Origin of the sequence: Rhodococcus sp. C-2 (genome assembly GCF_027854095.1) — a bacterium.
GTDB classification, from domain to species: Bacteria; Actinomycetota; Actinomycetes; order Mycobacteriales; family Mycobacteriaceae; genus Rhodococcus_F; species Rhodococcus_F qingshengii.
This window is the reverse complement of the sequence record NZ_JAQGFI010000010.1, coordinates 137,688-158,205: the sequence shown is the minus strand read 5'-3', so window position 1 is coordinate 158,205 and position 20,518 is coordinate 137,688. Positions and strand designations below refer to the sequence as shown.

22 protein-coding genes are annotated in these 20,518 nt (G+C 63.9%); 10 read left to right on the top strand and 12 right to left on the bottom strand.

Annotated elements, in window-relative coordinates; genetic code table 11:
* Positions 1 to 14 precede the first annotated feature (14 nt).
* Both PCS43_RS21740 and PCS43_RS21735 read right to left on the bottom strand, forming a co-directional pair.
* On the bottom strand, positions 15 to 1,010 hold the full coding sequence (locus PCS43_RS21740) for an o-succinylbenzoate synthase (protein WP_209908018.1): 996 nt from the start codon (positions 1,008 to 1,010) through the stop codon (positions 15 to 17).
* Position 1,011: 1 nt separating this feature from the next.
* Positions 1,012 to 1,656, bottom strand: a complete 645-nt coding sequence (locus tag PCS43_RS21735) for a PaaI family thioesterase (protein ID WP_209908016.1) — start codon at positions 1,654 to 1,656, stop codon at positions 1,012 to 1,014.
* An 83-nt stretch (positions 1,657 to 1,739) separates the two neighbouring features.
* Between PCS43_RS21735 and PCS43_RS21730 the strand changes: the two genes are divergently transcribed.
* Both PCS43_RS21730 and PCS43_RS21725 read left to right on the top strand, forming a co-directional pair.
* Positions 1,740 to 2,633 (top strand): 1,4-dihydroxy-2-naphthoyl-CoA synthase, encoded by an 894-nt coding sequence (locus PCS43_RS21730; RefSeq protein ID WP_024487301.1) that lies wholly within the window; start codon positions 1,740 to 1,742, stop codon positions 2,631 to 2,633.
* Positions 2,634 to 2,661: 28 nt separating this feature from the next.
* Entirely contained in the window at positions 2,662 to 3,051 is a 390-nt protein-coding gene (locus PCS43_RS21725) for a VOC family protein (RefSeq protein ID WP_003941917.1), read from the top strand.
* A 97-nt stretch (positions 3,052 to 3,148) separates the two neighbouring features.
* Here PCS43_RS21725 and PCS43_RS21720 read toward each other — a convergent pair whose 3' ends face one another.
* From PCS43_RS21720 to PCS43_RS21700, 5 genes are read right to left on the bottom strand one after another with little or no spacing between them, the layout of a single operon-like run.
* Positions 3,149 to 3,508 carry a hypothetical protein gene (locus PCS43_RS21720; RefSeq protein ID WP_003942018.1) on the bottom strand — a complete coding sequence of 120 codons (360 nt, stop codon included), beginning with the start codon at positions 3,506 to 3,508 and terminating at the stop codon, positions 3,149 to 3,151.
* A gap of 2 nt (positions 3,509 to 3,510) precedes the next feature.
* Positions 3,511 to 4,269, bottom strand: a complete 759-nt coding sequence (locus tag PCS43_RS21715) for an ABC transporter ATP-binding protein (RefSeq protein WP_245361417.1) — start codon at positions 4,267 to 4,269, stop codon at positions 3,511 to 3,513.
* On the bottom strand, positions 4,266 to 5,009 hold the full coding sequence (locus PCS43_RS21710; protein ID WP_007728482.1) for an ABC transporter ATP-binding protein: 744 nt from the start codon (positions 5,007 to 5,009) through the stop codon (positions 4,266 to 4,268). The genes PCS43_RS21715 and PCS43_RS21710 overlap by 4 nt, the downstream gene beginning before the upstream one ends.
* Positions 5,002 to 7,260 (bottom strand): ABC transporter permease, encoded by a 2,259-nt coding sequence (locus PCS43_RS21705; protein WP_070162610.1) that lies wholly within the window; start codon positions 7,258 to 7,260, stop codon positions 5,002 to 5,004. The genes PCS43_RS21710 and PCS43_RS21705 overlap by 8 nt, the downstream gene beginning before the upstream one ends.
* A gap of 60 nt (positions 7,261 to 7,320) precedes the next feature.
* Positions 7,321 to 8,745: an ABC transporter substrate-binding protein gene (locus PCS43_RS21700; protein WP_064443322.1), complete on the bottom strand. Its 1,425-nt coding sequence runs from the start codon at positions 8,743 to 8,745 to the stop codon at positions 7,321 to 7,323.
* A gap of 284 nt (positions 8,746 to 9,029) precedes the next feature.
* On the opposite strand from PCS43_RS21700, the gene PCS43_RS21695 reads away from it, so the two are divergent.
* The 7 genes from PCS43_RS21695 (at position 9,030) to PCS43_RS21665 (ending at position 14,261) form a co-directional block, all read left to right on the top strand.
* Positions 9,030 to 10,229 carry an inorganic phosphate transporter gene (locus tag PCS43_RS21695; RefSeq protein WP_007728486.1) on the top strand — a complete coding sequence of 400 codons (1,200 nt, stop codon included), beginning with the start codon at positions 9,030 to 9,032 and terminating at the stop codon, positions 10,227 to 10,229.
* Positions 10,230 to 10,244: 15 nt separating this feature from the next.
* Positions 10,245 to 10,508, top strand: coding sequence for a hypothetical protein (locus PCS43_RS21690; RefSeq protein WP_003942079.1), 264 nt, complete (start codon positions 10,245 to 10,247; stop codon positions 10,506 to 10,508).
* A gap of 54 nt (positions 10,509 to 10,562) precedes the next feature.
* Positions 10,563 to 10,898 (top strand): DUF3349 domain-containing protein, encoded by a 336-nt coding sequence (locus PCS43_RS21685; RefSeq protein ID WP_003941853.1) that lies wholly within the window; start codon positions 10,563 to 10,565, stop codon positions 10,896 to 10,898.
* Between the two features lie 4 nt (positions 10,899 to 10,902).
* The gene (locus PCS43_RS21680; protein ID WP_003941976.1) at positions 10,903 to 11,205 is read left to right on the top strand and encodes a DUF3349 domain-containing protein; all 303 of its coding nucleotides are present in this window, start codon (positions 10,903 to 10,905) and stop codon (positions 11,203 to 11,205) included.
* Complete coding sequence (gene menE / locus PCS43_RS21675) at positions 11,202 to 12,341, top strand: o-succinylbenzoate--CoA ligase (RefSeq protein WP_209908014.1); 1,140 nt, start codon at positions 11,202 to 11,204, stop codon at positions 12,339 to 12,341. The genes PCS43_RS21680 and menE overlap by 4 nt, the downstream gene beginning before the upstream one ends.
* An 88-nt stretch (positions 12,342 to 12,429) precedes the next feature.
* The gene (locus tag PCS43_RS21670) at positions 12,430 to 13,437 is read left to right on the top strand and encodes a daunorubicin resistance protein DrrA family ABC transporter ATP-binding protein (protein WP_003941960.1); all 1,008 of its coding nucleotides are present in this window, start codon (positions 12,430 to 12,432) and stop codon (positions 13,435 to 13,437) included.
* Complete coding sequence (locus PCS43_RS21665) at positions 13,434 to 14,261, top strand: ABC transporter permease (RefSeq protein WP_003941848.1); 828 nt, start codon at positions 13,434 to 13,436, stop codon at positions 14,259 to 14,261. The genes PCS43_RS21670 and PCS43_RS21665 overlap by 4 nt, the downstream gene beginning before the upstream one ends.
* A gap of 21 nt (positions 14,262 to 14,282) precedes the next feature.
* On the opposite strand, the gene PCS43_RS21660 is transcribed toward PCS43_RS21665, so the two are convergent.
* Complete coding sequence (locus PCS43_RS21660) at positions 14,283 to 17,531, bottom strand: BTAD domain-containing putative transcriptional regulator (protein ID WP_054187823.1); 3,249 nt, start codon at positions 17,529 to 17,531, stop codon at positions 14,283 to 14,285.
* A 49-nt stretch (positions 17,532 to 17,580) separates the two neighbouring features.
* Between PCS43_RS21660 and PCS43_RS21655 the strand changes: the two genes are divergently transcribed.
* Entirely contained in the window at positions 17,581 to 18,450 is an 870-nt protein-coding gene (locus PCS43_RS21655) for a 1,4-dihydroxy-2-naphthoate polyprenyltransferase (RefSeq protein ID WP_007728497.1), read from the top strand.
* A gap of 12 nt (positions 18,451 to 18,462) precedes the next feature.
* Here the strand turns inward: PCS43_RS21655 and PCS43_RS21650 are convergent, their stop codons facing one another.
* The 4 genes from PCS43_RS21650 to PCS43_RS21635 are packed head-to-tail and all read right to left on the bottom strand — an operon-like array spanning position 18,463 to position 20,508.
* Positions 18,463 to 18,843, bottom strand: a complete 381-nt coding sequence (locus tag PCS43_RS21650; RefSeq protein ID WP_003941998.1) for a phage holin family protein — start codon at positions 18,841 to 18,843, stop codon at positions 18,463 to 18,465.
* 49 nt (positions 18,844 to 18,892) lie between these two features.
* A complete protein-coding gene (locus tag PCS43_RS21645; protein WP_003941949.1) occupies positions 18,893 to 19,459 on the bottom strand; it encodes a Clp protease N-terminal domain-containing protein in 567 nt (188 codons plus the stop codon).
* A 5-nt stretch (positions 19,460 to 19,464) separates the two neighbouring features.
* Positions 19,465 to 19,716 (bottom strand): HTH domain-containing protein, encoded by a 252-nt coding sequence (locus PCS43_RS21640; protein ID WP_003941869.1) that lies wholly within the window; start codon positions 19,714 to 19,716, stop codon positions 19,465 to 19,467.
* Between the two features lie 54 nt (positions 19,717 to 19,770).
* The gene (locus tag PCS43_RS21635; RefSeq protein WP_054828445.1) at positions 19,771 to 20,508 is read right to left on the bottom strand and encodes a lysophospholipid acyltransferase family protein; all 738 of its coding nucleotides are present in this window, start codon (positions 20,506 to 20,508) and stop codon (positions 19,771 to 19,773) included.
* Positions 20,509 to 20,518 lie beyond the last annotated feature (10 nt).

Below are 20,518 nucleotides of genomic sequence, written 5' to 3'. Positions count from 1 at the left end.
GGTCGCGCCCGAGACTATACGAAATTCGGCTGGCCCCTACTGCCGAGTATCCGATGGCAGCGCCGAGCCCGCTCCAGCCACCAGTCGCGCCGGTCCGCGGGCGCGGCCAGCGTCTCGAGCAGAACCGGATCAGGCTCGACGGCACCCACCGACAAAGCACCGTCGACAGCTGCCCCGGTGACCGCGACATCCCGGACGAACAGGCCGCCGGTACCGAGTCCGCAGGCAAACGGAAGGGTGGGCAAGGCTGCCGCGGCCGCCAGTCCCGCGGACATCCCCACAGCCGTGTCCAGAGCGCTCGAGACCACCACCGGCACCCCGTAGTCCGCCAGCTGCGCCGACAGCGCCACCACAGCACGCATTCCGCCCAGCGGCGGCACCTTCACGACGGCGACGTCCGCTCCCCCCGCTCGTACGACGCGCAGCGGGTCCTCGGCACGGCGAATGCTCTCGTCGGCAGCGATCCGCACACCGGTCCCCGCGGCGCGGACCCTGACCAGTTCCTCGACGCTTGCACACGGCTGCTCGGCGTATTCGAGTTCACCGTCATCGGTGATCGCTCGCAAGGCCGTGATCGCCTCGTCCACGCTCCACCCGCCGTTGGCGTCGACGCGCACGTTCGGGATGTGCCGACGCACCTCGTTCACCCGGGCGACGTCCTGCGCCAGCGACTGTCCCTTCTCGGCGACCTTGACCTTGGCGGTCCGGGCCCCGGGGAAGCGCTCCAGCAATTCCGGAACGGCAGACGCGTCGATCGCCGGCACGGTCGCGTTGACGGGAACTGCGTCACGAAGCGCAGGCGGCGGACCCAGCCACGCCGCTTCGATACCCGCGAGCAGCCACTGCGACGCCTCGTCGTCGTCGTACTCGACGAACGGGGCGAATTCTCCCCACCCGGCCGGGCCGCGAACGAGCAGGGCCTCACGAGTCGTGATGCCGCGAAAGCGAACTCGCATCGGCAGCGCGAGCACCACGGCGTCCGCGATCAGATCGTCGAACGAGGGGAACATGTCAGGGCTGTCCCGGAAGCAGTTCGATCATGAGCGCCTCACCGTCGGCGAGGAGCTTGCCGTCGAGATCGGTCAGGCGCGCGCTGACAAAAGTCTTGCGACCCTCGACCCGATCCACCTGCCCCTCGATCACCAGTTGTTGATTGAGCGGAGTGATCGCGCGGTAATTGATGTGGAGGTAGCCGGTGCGGGAGATCGGACGGCCACCCGCGTGGACCGTCATCCCGAAGACGTCGTCGAACAGCAAGGGCAGGACACCGCCGTGAGCGGCGCCGTTGCCGCCCAGGTGGTAGCGACGGAAGACGCCGGTACTGCGGACTCCTTCGGTGTCGAACTTCTCGACCATCCACGGGAGCATGAGGAGGCTGCCGCGTCCGGGCAGTTGGATGTTCGAGCCTGCGGGCGACTTGCCTTCCGGGACCTCGTACGGAGTCAACCGACCGGCAAGCTCCTCGGCTTGCGTAGCGATGTCTGCGAGTACGTCGTCGGGAACATTGGTCGAGACGGCAAGGTCCTGCAACCTGCGCATCGCTTCGACGAAGCGGCCGAAGTCCGGACCTGCGGGAGTGTGCCGGAACCGTGGAAATCCGCCCCGCTTCTCACCGTCTGTGACGATCTCCGTGCCGTCTGCGGTTTGTTCGCTCATGACCTGCACGTTAGCGCGCCCGGGAACGTGTTCTACCTCAGGTATCCGTTAGACGCGCGAGCCGTGCCTCTATCGTGGCTGAGGTGACCTTCAACCCGCAGCTCTGGCGCCCTGTCCCCGGATTCGAGAACCTCACCGACATCACGTACCACCGGCACGTCAGTCAAGGCACCGTTCGCGTCGCCTTCGACCGACCGGAAGTGCGTAATGCGTTCCGCCCGCACACCGTCGACGAGTTGTACCGCGCGCTCGATCACGCCCGGATGACCTCCGACGTGGGAGCGGTGCTCCTGACCGGCAACGGACCGAGCGAGAAGGACGGCGGTTGGGCGTTCTGCTCCGGCGGAGACCAGCGCATCCGTGGTCGCAGCGGCTACCAGTACGCCGAAGGTGAAACGGCGGACACCGTCGACAAAGCACGCGCCGGGCGCCTGCACATCCTCGAGGTCCAGCGCTTGATCCGCTTCATGCCGAAGGTCGTGATCTGCCTGGTCAACGGCTGGGCTGCGGGCGGCGGCCACAGCCTGCACGTGGTGTGCGACCTGACGCTCGCCAGCCGCGAGCACGCACGGTTCAAGCAGACCGACGCCGACGTCGGAAGCTTCGACGGCGGCTACGGCAGCGCCTATCTGGCAAAGATGGTGGGCCAGAAGTTCGCTCGCGAGATCTTCTTCCTGGGTGAGACGTACACCGCCGAGGAAATGCATCAGATGGGCGCGGTCAACAAGGTTGTCGACCACGCTGAACTCGAAAACGTCGCGATCGACTGGGCCGGCAAGATCAACGGCAAGTCGCCGCAGGCACAGCGGATGCTCAAGTACGCGTTCAACCTGCAGGACGACGGGTTGGTCGGCCAGCAGCTGTTCGCCGGTGAGGCAACACGTTTGGCGTACATGACCGACGAGGCCGTCGAGGGTCGTGACTCGTTCCTCGAAAAGCGTGATCCCGACTGGTCACCATATCCCTGGTATTTCTGACACAGTAGGTGCGAGAGGGAGGTCGGACGTGGAGATTCTGAGCAGTCGGACGATATTGCGCCCGAGCGAGTACGAACGAACGCTGAGCTTCTACCGAGACACCCTCGGTCTGGCGATCGCTCGTGAATATCCCGGCGGCACAGTCTTCTTCGCCGGCCAAGGGCTGATCGAAGTCGCTGCGCACGGCGGCACCGGCGAGGGCGGCTTTCGCGGCGCGATCTGGCTGCAGGTCCGGGACCTCACTGCCGTTCAGACCGAACTGGTTCTCGCCGGGGTCAAGATCGCGCGCGAGGCAAGACAGGAACCGTGGGGTCTACACGAGATGTGGATCGCCGACCCGGACGGGACACCGATCGTGATGGTGCAGATCCCGGAGGACCATCCCATCCGACGCGATTCCCGGCCACCGTCCGCGTAGTCGAGACACCGCTGTAGCCGAGACACCGCTGTAGCCGAGCAATGACAGATGCCCGCCACGACTTTCGTGGCGGGCATCTTTCGGTTCTTCACAAAGATCAGTTGCGCGTGCTCAGCGCCTGAGAGATCTGATCTGTCTGTGCCTGGCCCTCGAGCAGTTGGCGAACCAACCACAGCCGCAGCACCTTTGCCACCGATGCGGCCAGGAAGAGTGCGGCACCGACCACTGTCAGGGCGAGGAAAACCACGGTGAGGATCTGGTACGACACCAGATCCCGCAGGTCCGAGAGCGTCAGCGAAGAGATGTAGACGACGAAGGCGCCGACCACTCCGACGACCATGAGCACCAGGCCCGCGATGCGCGTCGCCGCGTCGCCGCCTGCCTGCTTCTTGTCCAGCTTCAACTCTGCGATGTTCTTCTTGAATTCCTCACGGCGATCTTCGGCGAGAGTAGTCATCGTCATCCTCCTAGATAACTGGTAGAAAGTTCGTTTTCGATGTCGTGTGGATCGCCGGTCTTGACGACGCGTCCCTGCAACATCAGTGCGGCCGAGGTCGCGATGGGCAGCACCGCTCGTGCGAACTGCTCGGCGACGAGAATGGAAATGCCTTCGGCTGCAAGCGAGCCGACGACGTCGTACATCTGCGAGACGATTCGAGGTGCGAGACCCATCGACAGCTCGTCGAGCAGGAGCACCGTCGGGTGAGTGCCGAGTGCCCGTGACAGCGCCAGCATCTGCTGCTCACCACCGGACATCGATCCGGCCAACTGTCCGCGCCGCTCCCCCAGGATCGGGAACCTGCCGTACGCAACCTCTTCGAGTTCGGCCAGCCCGACGCCCGTTCCGGTGGCGATCCACAGGTTTTCCCGCACAGTGAGGTTGGCGAAGATCCCGCGTCCTTCGGGGATGGAGCAGACCCCCAGCCGAGCCAACTCCGAAGGCTCGACTCCGTTCACGACCTGGCCCGCGAGCCGGAACTCGCCGCGGGTGACCGGAAGGACGCCCGAGCAGATCTTGAGCGTCGACGTCTTGCCGCCACCGTTGGGTCCGAGTAGCGCCACCACGGCGCCCGGTTCCAGAATCAGGTCCACCCCGTGCAGAACTTCGATGGATCCGTAACCGGCGCGGACACCGGACAGTTCGAGCAACGGTTCGGCGCGGTCGGGGCTGCGTATACCCTCGTCGATTTTCGCCTCGCCAATTTTCGGTGACGTCATACCGCCTCCTCCTCGGTCCCGATGTAGGCCGCGATCACTTCCGGATCCGTCCGGATCTTCTCCGGATCACCCGAGGCGAGGACTGCGCCGTAGTCGAGCACGTGGATGGTCGAGCACACTTTCATCACCAGCGGAATGTCGTGCTCCACCAGACAGATTCCGAGTCCACCCGCAGCAAGTTCGGTGAGCATCTCGGCAAAGACCTCGGTTTCCTGCTCGGTCTGACCCGAGGCCGGTTCGTCGAGCAGCAGCACTCGCGGGTCGGTCATGAGCGCCCGTGCAACTTCGACGACGCGGGCGCGTCCGGTGGGGATGTCCGCGACGTCCTTGTCCGCGACATCCGTCAGCCCGGTCAGCTCCAGCAGACGATCCGTCTCGCTGTCCACGTCGATCTTGTTGCGGCCGTTCGCCTTGTGGATGTCTCCGGCGACGCGCAGGTTGTCACGCACCGAGAGCGAGACGAACAGTTCGAGCCGCTGGAAGGTACGTGCAAGCCCGCGACCTGCCCGCTTGTGCGGCGGTAGCTTCGTCACGTCGACGCCGCCGAGGAACACCTGACCGGACGTGGGTTTCTGCAGCCCGGTGATGGTGTTGAAGAGCGTCGTCTTGCCCGCACCATTCGGTCCGATGAGTCCCGTCACCGTTCCGGGTTGCACGGTGAGCGAAACGTCCTTGACCGCGACGTGTCCACCGAAACGAACGCTCACACCGCGCGTTTCGAGAAGTGGTGTATCAGACATGGACGGTCAACTCCTTCGGCGAGCCACCCTGGTACTGAGGAATCCCCAGTTCGCGGTCGATCTCGTCACGGATCTCGGGGCTGTAAGGGACATCGATCCCGATGTCCTCGGGAACGACTGTCGCTTTGGCGGCCAGTTCCTCCGGAGTGAGAACCGCGCTGGGCATGACCATCTCACCGATCACCGGCAGCATGAACACCACCGCGATCGTGATGGACGCGAACCACCAGTTGCCGAGTACACCGGTCAGCGCAAGGACGTAGGTCAGCAGAACGACTGCGGCGCCGCCGATCAGAACAGGCTTGGCACCGGCGAGCCGTCGGTAGCCCTCGATCACGCTGTGGACCGTTCCGCTGGGGTTCGCGCCGACGCCGATGCCGATCAGTGCCGGGCTGACTGCCGCGATGTTGCCGAAGAGCAGCCACATTCCCTCCAACTCCGGTTGCGCCGAAGCCAGATTGGTGAACGAGACCATGATGACCGCAAACCCGATTCCGGCCATCAGTCCACCGAACAGGGCGCCGGTGACGTATCCGATACCCGCGACGACGGTCAGCATGAGCAGCGAGAGGCTGACCATGATGGCAAAGCTCTCGCCCGAGACGGACCCCATGGCGCTCGACATCAGAATGCCGCCGAGACCGGCGATCCCCGAAGAGATCATGAAGACGCTCAGCTTGAGCCGAACCAGGCTCTGTCCGAGCATGGCCGAACCGGCCGGGCTGTCCTTCATCGCCGCGAGTCGGCGCCCGTAGCCGCTGTTACGCAACGCGATGACGCCGACGCCGAGTATCGAGAACAGCGCGGTCACGGTCATCAGGAACACCGTCTCGTTGCTCAGATCGAGCGGACCGATCTTCAGCGGAGGGAGGGCGATGTTCCCGTCCTTGAACAGCGAGTACTTCATGCCGAACATCTCGTGTTCGGTGGTGTCACGAAGAACCATGTTGGAGAGGAACACTCCGAAGGCCATGGTTGCCAGCGCGAGATACAGCCCCCTCAGCCGCAGCGCCGGTAGGGCGACGAGGCCACCGATCACGGCGGTGACGAGGACTCCGACGACGATGCCCCACAGGTTGAGGTGCGCAGCCAACCCGGAACCGGAGATCCCGAAGTGGAAGGCCACGATGGTAGCGATAGCGCCGAAAGACACCGGCGCCAAGTTCAATTCACCCGCGTAACCGGTGAGGAGTGTGAGCGAGAGCGCGATGATCGCGAAAGTCATTCCGATGGTCAGTGTGGTGACGGCGGACGTCACCATCAGCAGACGGATCAGGTAGACGATGACGATCAGTGCCAAGCCCCAGACGACGGCCTTGCGCACGCTCGGCACGTGGTAACGCTCGCGAGTACGGGTGACCGCTCCACGCAACCGGTCCTGTGGGAGCACGATCAGCACCACGAACAGCGCGATCATCGGCAGGGAGACACGGAAATTCGACGTCCAACTCCAACTCGTCGGGAAGTACGCCAATACGTACGTACCGGCAAGCCCGAGGACCACGGCGCCGACGAACGTGCGCGGAATGCTGCGCAACCGGCCGAACATGGCCGCGGCAAACGCGTCGATCACCAAGAGTGTCAACATGTTCGCCTCGAGTGTGCCGCCACTGATCGGGGTGATCAGGATGCCGGCCAGGACTGCGAGCGTCGAACCCATCGCCCAGGACAGGGCCGCAAGACGCTCCGGATTGTGGCCGTTGAGGCGCAACAGTTCCGGATCGTCGACGACGCCGCGCATCGCGACACCGGCGCGGGTGCGCGTGAACAGGATGCGCAGGCCGACGGCGATGGCGATCGCAACGAGGATGCAGATCAACTCGTGGTAGCGGATGCTCGCGCCGAACACCGTGATCTTGGACTGGTCGCCGAAGAACATCTGCATCGTCCGAGCGGTCTCGGGGTGCCAGAACCAGTGCGAGATCGAGAGCATTCCGAGCAGGATCGAGACCGTCACAACGATTTTGGTGACCTCGGCGGTATCGCGCAGACCCTTCATGATCAGGACGTAGAGGCCGAGGCCCATCAGTGGCCCGACCAGGACGAGTGAAACCAGCAAGGCGACGAAAGTGGGAAGTTCCCAGCCGTAGCGCAACTGCCAGTAGATGAACGCACCGAGCATTGCCTGTGCACCGTGCGCGAAGTTGAAGATGCCTGACGTGTTGTACGTGAGTACCAGCCCGGAGGCGGCGATCGCGTACACGGACCCCAGGACCAGGCCCAGGATCGTGAAAGTGACAAAAGTGTTCATGGCTGAACCCTCGTTAGGGACTCGGGCGGCGGTTGGCGCTCGCCGCCCGAGTCGGAAGAATCAGGACTGCGGCTTGATGACGTTGGCGTTCTGGTACTTCGTCGACACGCGGTCAGCGCCGAGTTCGGTTCCCCAGGTGCTCTTGTCGGTCGCGACGAGGTACTTGGGGTCACACTTGAATTCGCCCGCGGTGGACGGGAACGCCTGCGAGTAGGTACTGCCCTTCAGCGAGGTCATGAGTCCGCAGGTGGCCGGCATGTTCTTGCCGGGATCGGTGACGGCATGCAATCCGCCGCCGTCCCACTCGTGAATGTTCGAGAGTTCGTTCACCATGCACTGACGCGTCAGATCGCTACCGCACTCGTCCGCGGCGGCCGCCCACAGTAGGAACGACGACGCCGCCTGCATACCGAGGAGCGCGGTCTTGCCACCCTGCTCGGAGACCAGATCCACGTACTTCTTCACTGCGGGCACCTTGTCCGCGTTCTCGAGCATCTGGAAGGTCATGCCCGCGTTGAGGTTGTCGAGCAGTCCGGTGTCCTTGTTCCAATCGGAGACGGTCGCGCCGTACCAGGTGGCTTCACCGAAGAAGACGGGATCGATCCCGACCTGGTCGAGGGCCTTCACGAAGTTCAGCTCCGACGGGCTTGCCGATCGTGACGTCCAGATCCCCTTCGCGCCGCACTCCTTGTACTTCTCGGCGAACGGCACATAGCTCGATTCCCCCTCGTAGTTGAGTGTGACGCCGCAATCCTTGAGCTTGAAGCCCGCAGCCTCGGCGATCGAGCGAATCTTCGTGGTGGAGCTGATGATCGTGGGCATCGTGCTGTTGACGACGTCGAAGTCGTTCACCAGATCGGGGTGCATCTCGGCCATCTGGAACCACTGCGAACCGTTCGCGTAGTCGACCGGGAACGGGACACCCTGGAATGTCATCGGTCCGTTGGCTGCGTCGGGTGACACGGTGAAGCCTGGCACGGACACCAGGTTGCACGCGACACGCGTCTGCTCGGCGGTCTGATCCATCGCGAAGCCGTAGCCGACCATCATGAACTGGCTCGCGCACGCTTCCTGCATGACCGAGTTGGCCTGCGTCATCGCGGCGTCGTAGTCGGTACCGACAACCTTGCGGCCGTTGATGCCGCCCTGATCGTTGCACCAAGAGATGAGCGCGTTCACCGCATCGCTCATTTCCTTGTTCAGCCCAGGAGACTTCACATAACCGCGGTCGTCACCGAACCCGATCTTGATCTCGGTGTCGCTGACGCCTTGATCGGTTGCGCCGGTGGCGTCGCCTTCACCACAGGGCGAATCGAGGGTGCCGAACTTCGCGTCGGATGTGCTCGACGCAAGGTCTGCGCTGACGCCGGGTCCGCCGACAGCGACGGCGTAGGGATCGTCACCACGATTCGATGCGCAGGCTGACGCCAGAACGGCGGTCGCGGCGAGTGCCACGATCAGCTTCGTGGACTTGTTGGGCTTCACGGTCGGAGCTCTCCTTCTCACTGACAGACACCGAGAAACAGGGGTGAAACCCCTGTTCCGGTGCGCTCGGTGCCCGTAGGTAATCAGCGTTTAAAACGGTCCGAATGTGCCTTCCCGGTGAGTGAGACCAAAAAGTGAGGTCCCACACAGGGTTCCGATTTCGTGGCGCTGAACACATCGCGAACGGCAGCGCCGCAGCCCACGCGCGGGGACGTACTCCGCGGAGCCCCTGTTCGCATCCCGTTCGCTGTACTTTTACGCGTTCGATACGCACAATTCACGTTGTGACCGCAGAGCTCGTAATCCTCCTGGTGGTAGTTGTCACCGCCCTCGCGTTCGATTTCACGAATGGTTTTCACGACACCGGTAACGCAATGGCCACCTCCATCGCGACCGGAGCACTCAAGCCCAAAGTTGCGGTCACACTTTCCGCGATCCTGAACCTGGTCGGTGCGTTCCTGTCCGTCGAGGTCGCTGCGACCGTGGCCAAAGGCGTCGTCAACCTCGGCGCGGTCAGTGGGCAGGATCTGCTGCTGATCGTCTTCGCCGGTCTCGTCGGCGGAATCATCTGGAATCTGGCGACCTGGCTGCTCGGATTGCCGTCGAGCTCCTCACACGCACTGTTCGGCGGATTGATCGGCGCCGCAATCGCCTCCATCGGTATGGGCGGCGTCGAGTGGGGTGGAGTTCTGACCAAGGTCGTCGTCCCCGCGATCCTCGCGCCGGTCGTCGCGGCCCTGGTCGCAGGCGTCGGTACCAAGCTCGTGTACCGAATCACCGCATCCGTCAAGGAAGACGAGCGTGAGCGCGGTTTCCGTTTCGGCCAGATCGGCACCGCCTCATTGATCTCACTTGCGCACGGCACCAATGACGCCCAGAAGACTATGGGCGTCATCTTTTTGGCCCTGGTCGCTCACGGCACCATCACCGCCGAGACCGAGATGCCGTTCTGGGTGAAGTTCACCTGTGCCGTCGCGATCGCTCTCGGCACCTACCTGGGCGGTTGGCGCATCATCCGCACCCTGGGCAAGGGCCTTGTCGAGATCGCCGCGCCGCAGGGTCTGGCAGCCGAAGCGTCGTCCGCCGCCATCATTCTCACGTCGAGCCACCTCGGACTCCCCCTCTCGACCACCCACGTCGCCACCGGATCGATCCTCGGTACCGGCATCGGGCGCAAGGGCGCCGAGGTCCGCTGGGGCGTCGCAGGCCGGATGGCCGCCGCCTGGTTGATCACCTTGCCGTCGGCCGCAGTGGTCGGCGCCATCTGCTGGGCACTCGCGCATCTGATCGGCGGCCTGGCCGGCGTGCTCGTCGTCTTCGCTGCCCTCATCGCGTTCGCGATCTTCATGTACCTGCGTTCGCGTAAGGAACCCGTAGACGCCGCCAACGTGACCGCCGAATGGGACGAGAATCCGGATGCGACGGCTCGCGAGATTCCGACTGCTGATCCCACTCCGTCCACCGAACCCACTCGCAACTCCTGAAAGGGGCGCAAGAGAATGCATCTACTCACCGATACCCTCGATTCGCTCTGGCAGGTAGTGGCAGTCGGACTGCTCTTCGGAGCCGGACTGCCGGCGATCTTCGCCTTCGGCCTCAAGTCGCTGAGTCTGCCGAACGCCGACGGCACCGAAGGACCGTCCACCCTGGGTAAAATGGGTGCGTACCTCTGTTTTGCGGTCGTGCTCGTCACGATCTTCGCCGGAATTCTGTTGTTGATGAAGAACTTCTTGGCCAGCACGTTCGGAATCCACGTCTTCTGAGTGGTCGTCGCGGCGCACCACTGAAACCACCGAAACGAAAATGAGGCCGAGGATTTGAGCAAGTATTCATTGCGCAGCGTGCTCGACTGGCTGCGTGCCGGGTATCCCGAGGGCATCCCGGACAAGGATCATTTTGCGCTGCTCGCCGTTCTCCGTCGTCGTCTGACCGACGAGGAGATCGAGCAGGTCGTTTCGATGTCCATCGAGTCGGCACACGAAGTGCCGGACCGCCACGTCGACTACGACACCATCCGCGCCATCATCGAGGGAATCCTCAACGAGGAGCCGTCCGAGGACGACGTCGATCGTGTCACCGAAAGGCTGCGCGCAGGTGGGTGGCCGGTCATCGAAGACGTGGACACCGACAACGAAGTTCGAGACGTGAGCTGACGTCATGGCCCTTCCGCCCTTCCTCACGTCGATAGTCGGCTGGTTGCGGGCCGGCTATCCCAATGGCGTCCCCGAGCAGGACTACATCCCACTTTTCGCGCTCCTCACTCGCAGACTCTCCGAAACCGAGGTCGACGCCGTCGCCGACGCGTTGATCGAGGACGGCGATCTACCCATCGAGAAGACCGACATCCAGGTCCTCATCACGAAGATCACCAACGAGATGCCACTCGAAACCGACGTCGACCGCGTACGAAGCCATCTGGCTGCCGGTGGTTGGCCGCTGGCTGGACCGGACGTCCGGTGAACGTTCTTCGCACACTGGCTGTTCCACAGGGTGAGGCGGTCTTCGAGGTACTGCCTGCCATCGCGCAGATCCTGGACGGCGTGCACGACGCCGTGCTTCCCGTCCCTGCGGCCGACGCACGCGAGACGGCCCGACTGAGCGACGCTCTGCACCCCGATCAGCCCATCGACGACGGCATCTCGCTGGTGGTCGCCACGTCGGGGACCACCGGAACCCCGAAGGGCGCGATGCTCACCGCGAGCGCACTGCGAGCCAGCGGCGACGCGACCCATGAACGCCTCGGCGGCACCGGATCCTGGTTGCTGGTTCTCCCCCCGCACCACATCGCCGGGATGCAAGTTCTGTTGCGCAGTGTCCTCGCCGAAACACGACCGGTGATCGTCGACGTCAGTGCGGGTTTCGACCCTGCCGCATTGCCGGGCGCTGTCGCCGCGATGAGCGGACCGCGCCGCTACACCTCGTTGGTGCCGACGCAGTTGGTCAAGGCACTCGGTGATCGCTCCGCGGTCGAGGCTCTGGCTTCGCTCGACGCGGTTCTGCTCGGCGGCGCTGCTACTCCCGCACCGGTACTCGCGCAGGCCACCGAAGCGGGCATCACCGTCGTCCGCACCTACGGGATGAGCGAAACGTCCGGCGGTTGCGTCTACGACGGAATCCCGTTGTCCGGAGCACAGATTCGTATCGACGACGGGCGAGTACTGCTGGGCGGTCCGATGCTCGCGTCCGGGTACCGCGGGCTTCCCGACCACCCCGCTTTCGCCGAACCCGGATGGTTCCGGACCGACGACGCCGGATCAGTGGTCGACGGGGTCCTTCGCATCAGCGGCCGGTTGGACGAGGCAATCTCCACCGGCGGGCTGACCGTCGTACCGCAGGTGGTCGAGGCCGCGCTGGCCGATCACCCCGCCGTTCGCGAGTGCGCGGTGATCGGCATCGAGGACCCGCGGCTGGGGCAGCGGGTGGTGGCCGTCGTCGTACCCGAGGGCGAAGCTCCGACGCTCGACGAACTACGCGCACATGCTCAGCGGACACTCGACGTCACCGCAGCGCCGCGGGAACTCTTCGTCCTGGACGCGCTCCCCCTGCGCGGACCGGGCAAGCTCGACCGCGCCGCCCTGGTGGCTCGGTTCAGCTAGCAGCCGCAGCACCGACCTCGCGCGCTGTGCAAGTAACCGCAAGTTCCACGCAAGGTCCATGCAAGATCGGTCTGCCAAGCTTCATCCCATGAACCACACAGCTTCGCCTCTTGCCATCGAGGCCGACGGACTCGTCAAGAAGTTCGGCGAGCACCGCGCGGTCGACGGCGTCAGCCTCACCGTCCCCACCGGCTCGGTGTTCGGCGTCCTCGGGCCGAACGGCGCCGGCAAGACCACCACCGTCCGCATGCTCGCCACTCTCCTGCGCCCCGACGGCGGTGAGGCGCGCATCTTCGGCCACGACGTCAGCCGTGAACCCACCGCGGTCCGATCCCTGATCGGCGTCACCGGTCAGTACGCCTCCGTCGACGAGGATCTGACGGCGACCGAGAACCTCGTGATCTTCTCGCGGCTGCTCGGCCTGAGCCGCCGCGATGCGCGCACCAAGTCCCTGGAACTCCTCGAGGAGTTCGATCTGGTCGAGGCCGCGACCAAACCGCTGAAGAACTTCTCCGGTGGCATGCGTCGACGCCTGGATCTGGCGGCAAGCCTGATCGCGCGCCCGCCGCTGCTGTTTCTCGACGAGCCCACCACCGGCCTCGATCCGCGCACCCGCGCCCAGATGTGGGTGACCATCCGGCGACTCGTCGCCGAGGGTTCGACGGTGTTGCTCACCACGCAGTACCTCGACGAAGCCGATCAACTGGCCGATCGCATCGCGGTGATCGACCGCGGCCGCGTGATCGCCAACGGCACCGCCGACGAACTCAAGGCTTCGGTCGGGATCTCCTCGCTCCAACTCAAGCTGGTCGATCGTGATCGCACCGAGGAGGCTCGCTCGCTCATCGCCGCTGCGCTGAGCGTCGAGGTGGGTGTCACTCCCGAGGTCGGGCGGATCACCGCCCCGCTGAGCGACCCGTCGATCACGGCGGACCTGTTGATCCGTCTGCGTGAGCAAGGTATCGCCGTCGACGAAATCAACGTACAGAAACCCAGCCTGGACGAAGTGTTCCTGACCATCACCGGGCACCAGCCCGAAGACGGTGGTCGCAACGACGCCCAGTCCGACAACGACTCCGATCGGAGCGTCGCATGACAACCACTCTCACCAAACCCCGGTCGCCGATAGCCCAGCCGGATGCCGCACCCCGCCGCATCAGCCTGCAGCAGAGCTTCGCGAACACGTTCACGATGGCGTACCGCGGAATTCTCAAGATCAAGCACAACCCCGAGCAACTGTTCGACGTCGTCATCCAGCCGATCATCTTCACGTTGATGTTCACCTACATCTTCGGCGGCGCGATCGCCGGTGACGTGACGGCATATCTGCCGACGATCATCCCCGGCATCCTCGTCCAGACCGTCATCACCGGTTCCATCGTCACGGGCACTCAGCTTCGTGAGGACATGGACAAGGGCGTGTTCGACCGCTTCAAGTCCCTTCCCATCGCTCGTATCGCCCCGCTGTCCGGTGCATTGCTCGCCGACGTCGTGCGCTACGGCATCGCCACGACCATCACGTTCATCGTCGGTTTCGCGATGGGTTACCGCCCCGCAGGCGGCGTGGTCGGCATTCTGTCTGCCGCGATCCTGGTCATGGTGTGCGCGTTCTCCATCAGCTGGATCTTCGCTCTCATGGGCGTGCTGATGAACAAAGCGTCCACGGTGCAGGGTGTTTCGATGCTCGTGCTGTTCCCGCTGACGTTCCTGTCGAATGCGTTCGTCGATCCTGCCACCATGCCGAGTTGGCTTCAGAAGTTCGTGAACGTCAATCCGGTCTCACACCTGGTGACCGCGGTTCGCGAGCTGGCCAACGACGGCCACTTCGGTATCCACGTCGTGTGGTCGCTGGTGGGCGCCGCGGTGATCGTTGCCGTCATGGCACCTTTGACCGTGCGGATGTACATGCGCAAGACATAAGTCCCGCACCATCGTCCAGACCTAGTCCAGCACCGGTCCGCGAAGCGCAGCCAACACTGCTTCGCGGACCGCTCTGCGTGAGTAACCCGATACCTTCTCGGTTTCCACAGACCACCTGTCGGCTCCGACCAGACCAACCGCGAAGTCGGAGAGGCGCGCGTGATGGAGCGAGACGAAGTCTTGTCTCCCCGGCATTTTCAACGACAAAGCCATCAGTTCGACTCCGCGTTCGATGTTGCCCGTGACAAGATCGAACGACCCGATCGCCGACGCCAACGAACCCGCGAGCGGCAGGTCCGCGTAACCGTTGGGATCGAGCTTGAGAGCACTCGACTCCTTCATCTGCAGAACGCGGCCCGCCACCAGTTCGTGCCGGCCGTGAACTGCGTGAGCGCACACAGCCGCGGCACCGAGCAGAACGACGAAGGGATCACCGAAGATGTTCTCGATCGCAGAACCCAACAGCTCCAGCGCTTCTCGATACCGAGCCAAGCCCTCGTCGATACGGCCGTCCGCGAGATCCGCCTCGGCGATACTCGCTATGAGCGCCGCGCGCCGTTGATCGGTTTCGATGGCCCCGGTCCCACCCGAATGCGCCAATGCCGGACGTGCACGATCGAGAAGCACCCGACCACCAGCGGTGTCACCGGCCGCGATCATTGCTCCGGCTTGAAAGCAGATGAGCTGCATCGCCTCGTCACGCGCACCGAGGCGTTCCATCGACGCCGCCGCGATCGCGTAGAACTCGATGGCCTCGCCATAGCGGGCGGATTGGCTGTGAACCGACCCGACATGTTGGGCCGCCATCGCCAGACCCCACTCGTCACCGATGCTGGTGGCGTAGTCGAACAGAGTCTCCCCGTCCAGCAACGCACCGCGCAGATCTCCGATGTTCTCCCGCATGTTCGAACGCGCGGACAGCGCCGCCATTCGGGTCTCGGGATCGGAACTGCGAACGCCTTCGGCCACCAACCGCGCAAGTTTGTGGTTTGCGATCCCACTCGTGGTCAGCTTGATCAGAAATGCGAACAACGGACCGAGATCATCGCGCTCACGCAACAGCTTTCGAAGTCGGATCCGCGCACGGGCATGGTTTCGATCGGCCTCTCCGAAGAAGAGATGCATCGCCACCAGGATGAACGTAGCGCCCACCAGTTCTGCATTCACGTCGCGCAGATCGTTGTCCGCGGTCGCCCCGACGATCTTCGACGCCCAGTTCGAAATTTCCGAGTTCGATCCTCGTACGGCCCACAGAATCGCAAGGACGGGGAAGACGTTGGCTACGGTCACCGCGTCGCCGCGTTCCACGGCCCAGCGAAGTACAGCCAGAAGGTTGTCGTGCTCGGCGTCGAGGTCGGCAATCAGACGGAGCTGATCCGTCCGTGCACGCACGACGGCATCCTCGGCGATCGCAATCGCCCAGTCGTCGAGGCGCCGAATCACTTCCGGTCCCTCCCCGGACGCGGCGAGTTGCTCCTCGCCGTATTCACGGACAGTCTCGAGCATGTAGTACCGAAGATCTCCCTGCCCGTCGCTGACGGAAAGAAGTGACTGATTCACCAGCGCTTCGACGGCACTTGCCACATCGGTCAACTCGCCCCACCCGGCAACGGCCTGCGCCGAAGAAAGGGTGAAGCCGGCCGGGAATCGGCACAATCGACGCAACGCAATCTGATCCCCGCTGCCCAACAGATTCCAGCTCCAGTCGATCACCGCGTGCAGGGTGCGATGCCGATCCGGAGACGTCGGATCATCGGAGCGCAACAACGCGAACCTGTCTCGCAGTCTCGAACCGATTTCGTCGACGCTCATGGTACGGACCCGAGCGGCAGCGAGCTCGATCGCCAGCGGGAGTCCGTCGAGCGTCGTACACAGCTTGACTACCGCGTCGACGTCCAGATGAACGGAGGGCCGCACCGCACGGGCTCTCGCCGAGAAGAGTTCGACTGCCGAGCCGCTTCCGTCGTCGATCGCCAACGGCGGCAACGGGTACACCGCCTCGGCACTGATCATGAGCGGAGAACGACTGGTGGTCAGAACCGTCAGCTGACGACCGGCCGCGATCATCTCGGCCACGATCTCCGAACACGCGCCGATCACGTGCTCACAATTGTCGAGGATGAGCAACATCGGACCGGCGGACAGCGCCTCTTTGAGTCGCTCTCTCGCCGAATGCGTTCGGCCGACGGTCAATTTGCCTGGCGCCAGATCGGATTCGCTGATTCCGAGGGTGCCTCCGATGGCCGCGATGACATCTTCGCTGCTGCGCAACGACGCCAACTCCACGAGGACCACCGAGACGCCCGGCTGGTTCACGGATCCGCGCAGGCCCAATTCGTGTGCGAGACGGGTCTTTCCGGCGCCACCAGGTCCGAGAATGGTGACGACGCGGGAGCGGGCGAGCAAGGATTCGATCTGGTCGATGTCGTTGTCGCGACCGAGCAAGGTGTTGGGGGCAGCGCGCAGACCGATCGCACGGGCGGCCCGCGGTGTAGCCGCAGGTGCCCCGAGAAGTTCCGCGTTGAGAGTCACCAGTGCGGGTGACGGATCAGCGCCCAGGCGATTGGCGAGGTGGTTGCGGAACTCCGCGAACACTTCGAGTGCCTCGTTGACTCGGCCTGCTCCGGCGAGCGCACGCATCAACGCCTCGGCCGCTGTGTCGTCGAATGGGCTCGCCAGATGGCGTCCGCGCACCAGGGGAATGGCTGCCGCGTACTCCCCCAATGTGAGCAACGCGTCGATCTGCGCCGTCTCCAGTTCGTCGTACACCCGGCCTGCGTCGAGCGCCAGACGATCTGCAACGTCGCCGACGACGTCACTCCCGGGGGTACCGCGCCACAGGCGCAATGACGCGGTCGTGACTGCGAGCGCTTCGGACGCGTCGGCGCCGACGGTGCGCAGACCACGGGCGGCGTCCGCTGCCCTGGCCAGGTCGACACGCTCCCGAGCGAGAGTGAGCCGGTATCCGGCCGCCGTGACTTCGAGGGCCCCGTCCGGGAGTGCAGATCGCAGGCGCGAGACCTGAGTGTGGAGGGCGTTCATCGGTGAGCGCGGCGGCTCCAGCCCCCAGACGTCGTCGATCAGGCTCTGCGCGGTACGTGGCTCACCCGGATTGCGAGCCAGCGCAACCAGCAGAGTTCGAGCTCGCGGACCCGGCAACGGAACCAGACGATCGCCCACTTTGGTCGAAACGGGTCCGAGCAAGGCAATGTCTGCCAGGTCTTCGCCCGACTGCGCGTACCTGGCGCGCTCACTCACGTCTCGAGTCATGTGCTGATCCACCGCGTTCGATCGTATTGCACAGTGCAAAGATCGTTGTATGGCAACAGCTGCTCAATGGATCGAAGGCGCGAGGCCGCGCACACTCCCGAACGCGATTGCGCCCGTGCTGGTCGGCACCGGAGCCGCGGCGTCCCTGGACCTCGCAGTGTGGTGGAAGGCGCTCCTGGCACTGATCGTCTCCTTGGCCTTGATCGTCGGGGTGAATTTCGCGAACGACTACTCCGACGGAATCCGCGGAACGGACGACGACCGCGTCGGGCCACTGCGCTTGGTCGGATCGAAGTTGGTCAGTCCCGGAGCTGTGAAGGCCGCGGCGATCAGCTGCTTCACCGTTGCCGCGGTAGCCGGGTTCGTTCTGGCGGCGACCACAGCCTGGTGGCTGGTTGCGGTCGGCGTGTTCTGCATCATCGGTGCCTGGTTCTACACCGGCGGCAAGAAGCCTTACGGATACAGCGGGTTCGGCGAGATCGCCGTGTTCATCTTCTTCGGACTGATTGCAGTGCTGGGAACTCAGTTCGTACAGGCCGAGCGGGTGGATCTGGCCGGGCTGGCCGGCGCGATTGCCATCGGTTCGTTCTCGAGCGCGGTGCTCGTTGCCAACAATCTTCGAGACATCCCGACCGACACCGAGTCCGGAAAGATCACTCTCGCAGTCCGGCTCGGCGACGCCAGGACCCGCACGCTGCACGTGATCCTGCTGGCCGTCCCGTTCGTCGCGACCCTGCTGCTGATCCTGCGTACTCCGTGGGCATTGCTCGGATTGCTGGCGTTGCCACTGGCAATCCGAGCCAACGCCCCACTGCGTTCGGGCGGGCAGGGTATGGCCCTGATCCCCGCGTTGCGCGACACCGGACTCGCCATGCTCGTCTGGGGTGCCGCGACCGCAGTTGCGCTCAGTCTCGCCTGAAAGTCGACGGACTCAACGGTTGTCCGGGACGAACGCGCTGAGCAGGAAGTTCACGATCGAGATGATCAGCGCGCCCCAGACTGCCGTCCAGAAGCCGTCGACCGTCAAGCCGTAGGACGTTCCGGACGAGATCCACGCCGTCAGCATCAGCATAAGGGCGTTGATCACGAGCGTGAACAATCCGAGAGTCAGGATGAGCAGCGGTAGCGAGAGAAGCTGCACTACCGGCTTGATGAACGCGTTGACCACCGTGAAGATCAAAGCGATCACCGCGATCACGAGAACCGTGCCCCAGGTGCCGTTGTCGTGGTTGGCGATCGTGATGCCGGTGACCCACGCCGACGCCAGCCAGATGGCTATGCCGTTGATGATGAGACGTGCCAGAAATGTCATGTCTGAATGCTGGCACATCCCGCCCCGTGCATGCGGAGCCGTGCCGAATCTAGGCGGCGCGATTCATCTTCGCTTCCAAGCGCTCACGGATCACCGACATCGTGACCTGCGTTTCGAGGGCCTGACGGGTAGGCCCGTCGGCGACACGCAGGATGCCGAGCAGGATGTGTTCGGCACCGATTCGATTGTCCTTGTGCGCGAGCGCTTCACGGAGCGAGAGTTCCAACACCTTCTTGGAGTCCTTCTCGAATCGTGAACGAGGGAACCCGAATCGGCTCTTGCGAGAAGTGTCGACGCCGTCCGGCACAGGAGTCTCGTCCAGCACACCTTCGCCGAAGGACTGCTCGAGACTCTCCCGAACCGCATCGAGATCGATGCCGATCGACTTGAGTATCTCGGCGTCGTCGTCGAAATTGTTGGAGCTACCTTCGTTCGATCCGGCGCCGGCGTGGCGGATCACGTCGAGCGTGACACCAGACTCGGTGAGCACCTCGGTGGCGATGCCCCGATCAGAGGTGAGCAGCGCGGTCAGAAGTTCCATCGGCGTGACAGGACCGGAGCCGGCGACAGCATCGACAACGACGCCTCGAGCCTGTGCGGAGAACCTTTCGAACATGGCAATTACCTGCCCTTCTCGCGCAGTGAACGCAGCATCGATTCCGACTGCGCGGACGCGTATTTCTTGTGGACGGCTTGACGGCTGACCTCGAGAGCTTCCGCGATCGCCTGCCAGGACCATCCGTGACGGCGCGCATTGGCGACCTGAATGGCCTCGAGTTTTTCGAGAAGACGACGCAGCGCTCGAACAGCACGCAATCCCTCGGTGGGATCCGGGCTACCGGCGGCAGCAGCGAGAGAGGTTGCTTCGGTCATGATGTCAATTTAGGTTGACAACCGGAATCTGTCAACCAAAATTGACAGGCGCGCCTAGTATCCGGCGACGGCCCCGTTCACTGCCACCTGCAAATCCGCCTGCACAGTTCGGGCGATATCCATCGGCTTGTCCGGAAGTTCGGTCACCGGCATTCCGACAAAGACACTCGCAGCCTTGACGTCGCCGGCCACCGGACCGTAGTTGATGCCGATCGACACCAGAGCCGGTGAGCATCCCAATTTCTCGGCGCGCGCGATGATGTGGCCGATTCCACTGTTGACGTGCTGCAACCGCGTCGGATCTTCGGTGTTGCACGTCCCTTCCGGGAAAATCGCCAGACAATCCCCGTTGCCCAGACGCTCGGCCGCGACGTCCATCATCACTCGGCCGGCATCCGAAACAGCCCGGAGGCCGTAGTTCTTGCTGCGAAAAACCGGGATGCTGCCCATCATGTCGACCTTCTTGCGCTGTGAAGGATCAACGAAGAGTTCGTCTTTGGCGAGGACCCGGGTCCGTCCGATCACTCGACGCAACGGAGTACGCCACGCGGTCGCGGCGAGCGTGAACTGGTCGCTCTCGGTCAGATGATTGACCGCCACGACCAACTGCGTCTTACGTTCCAGCAGAGTCTTCAGCGCAGCTTCCGCACCCGGCGCGTACCTCACTCGCGGGCGGTACTTCAGCGCCAATGCGGCATAAGCGAGCTTCGCCACGAATCGGTTCTGCTGATGACTGCGGTAGTACTCGTACACAGCCTCGTAATTGTCGAGTGAAACTTCAGGATTGCCCATGGTCCGCCCT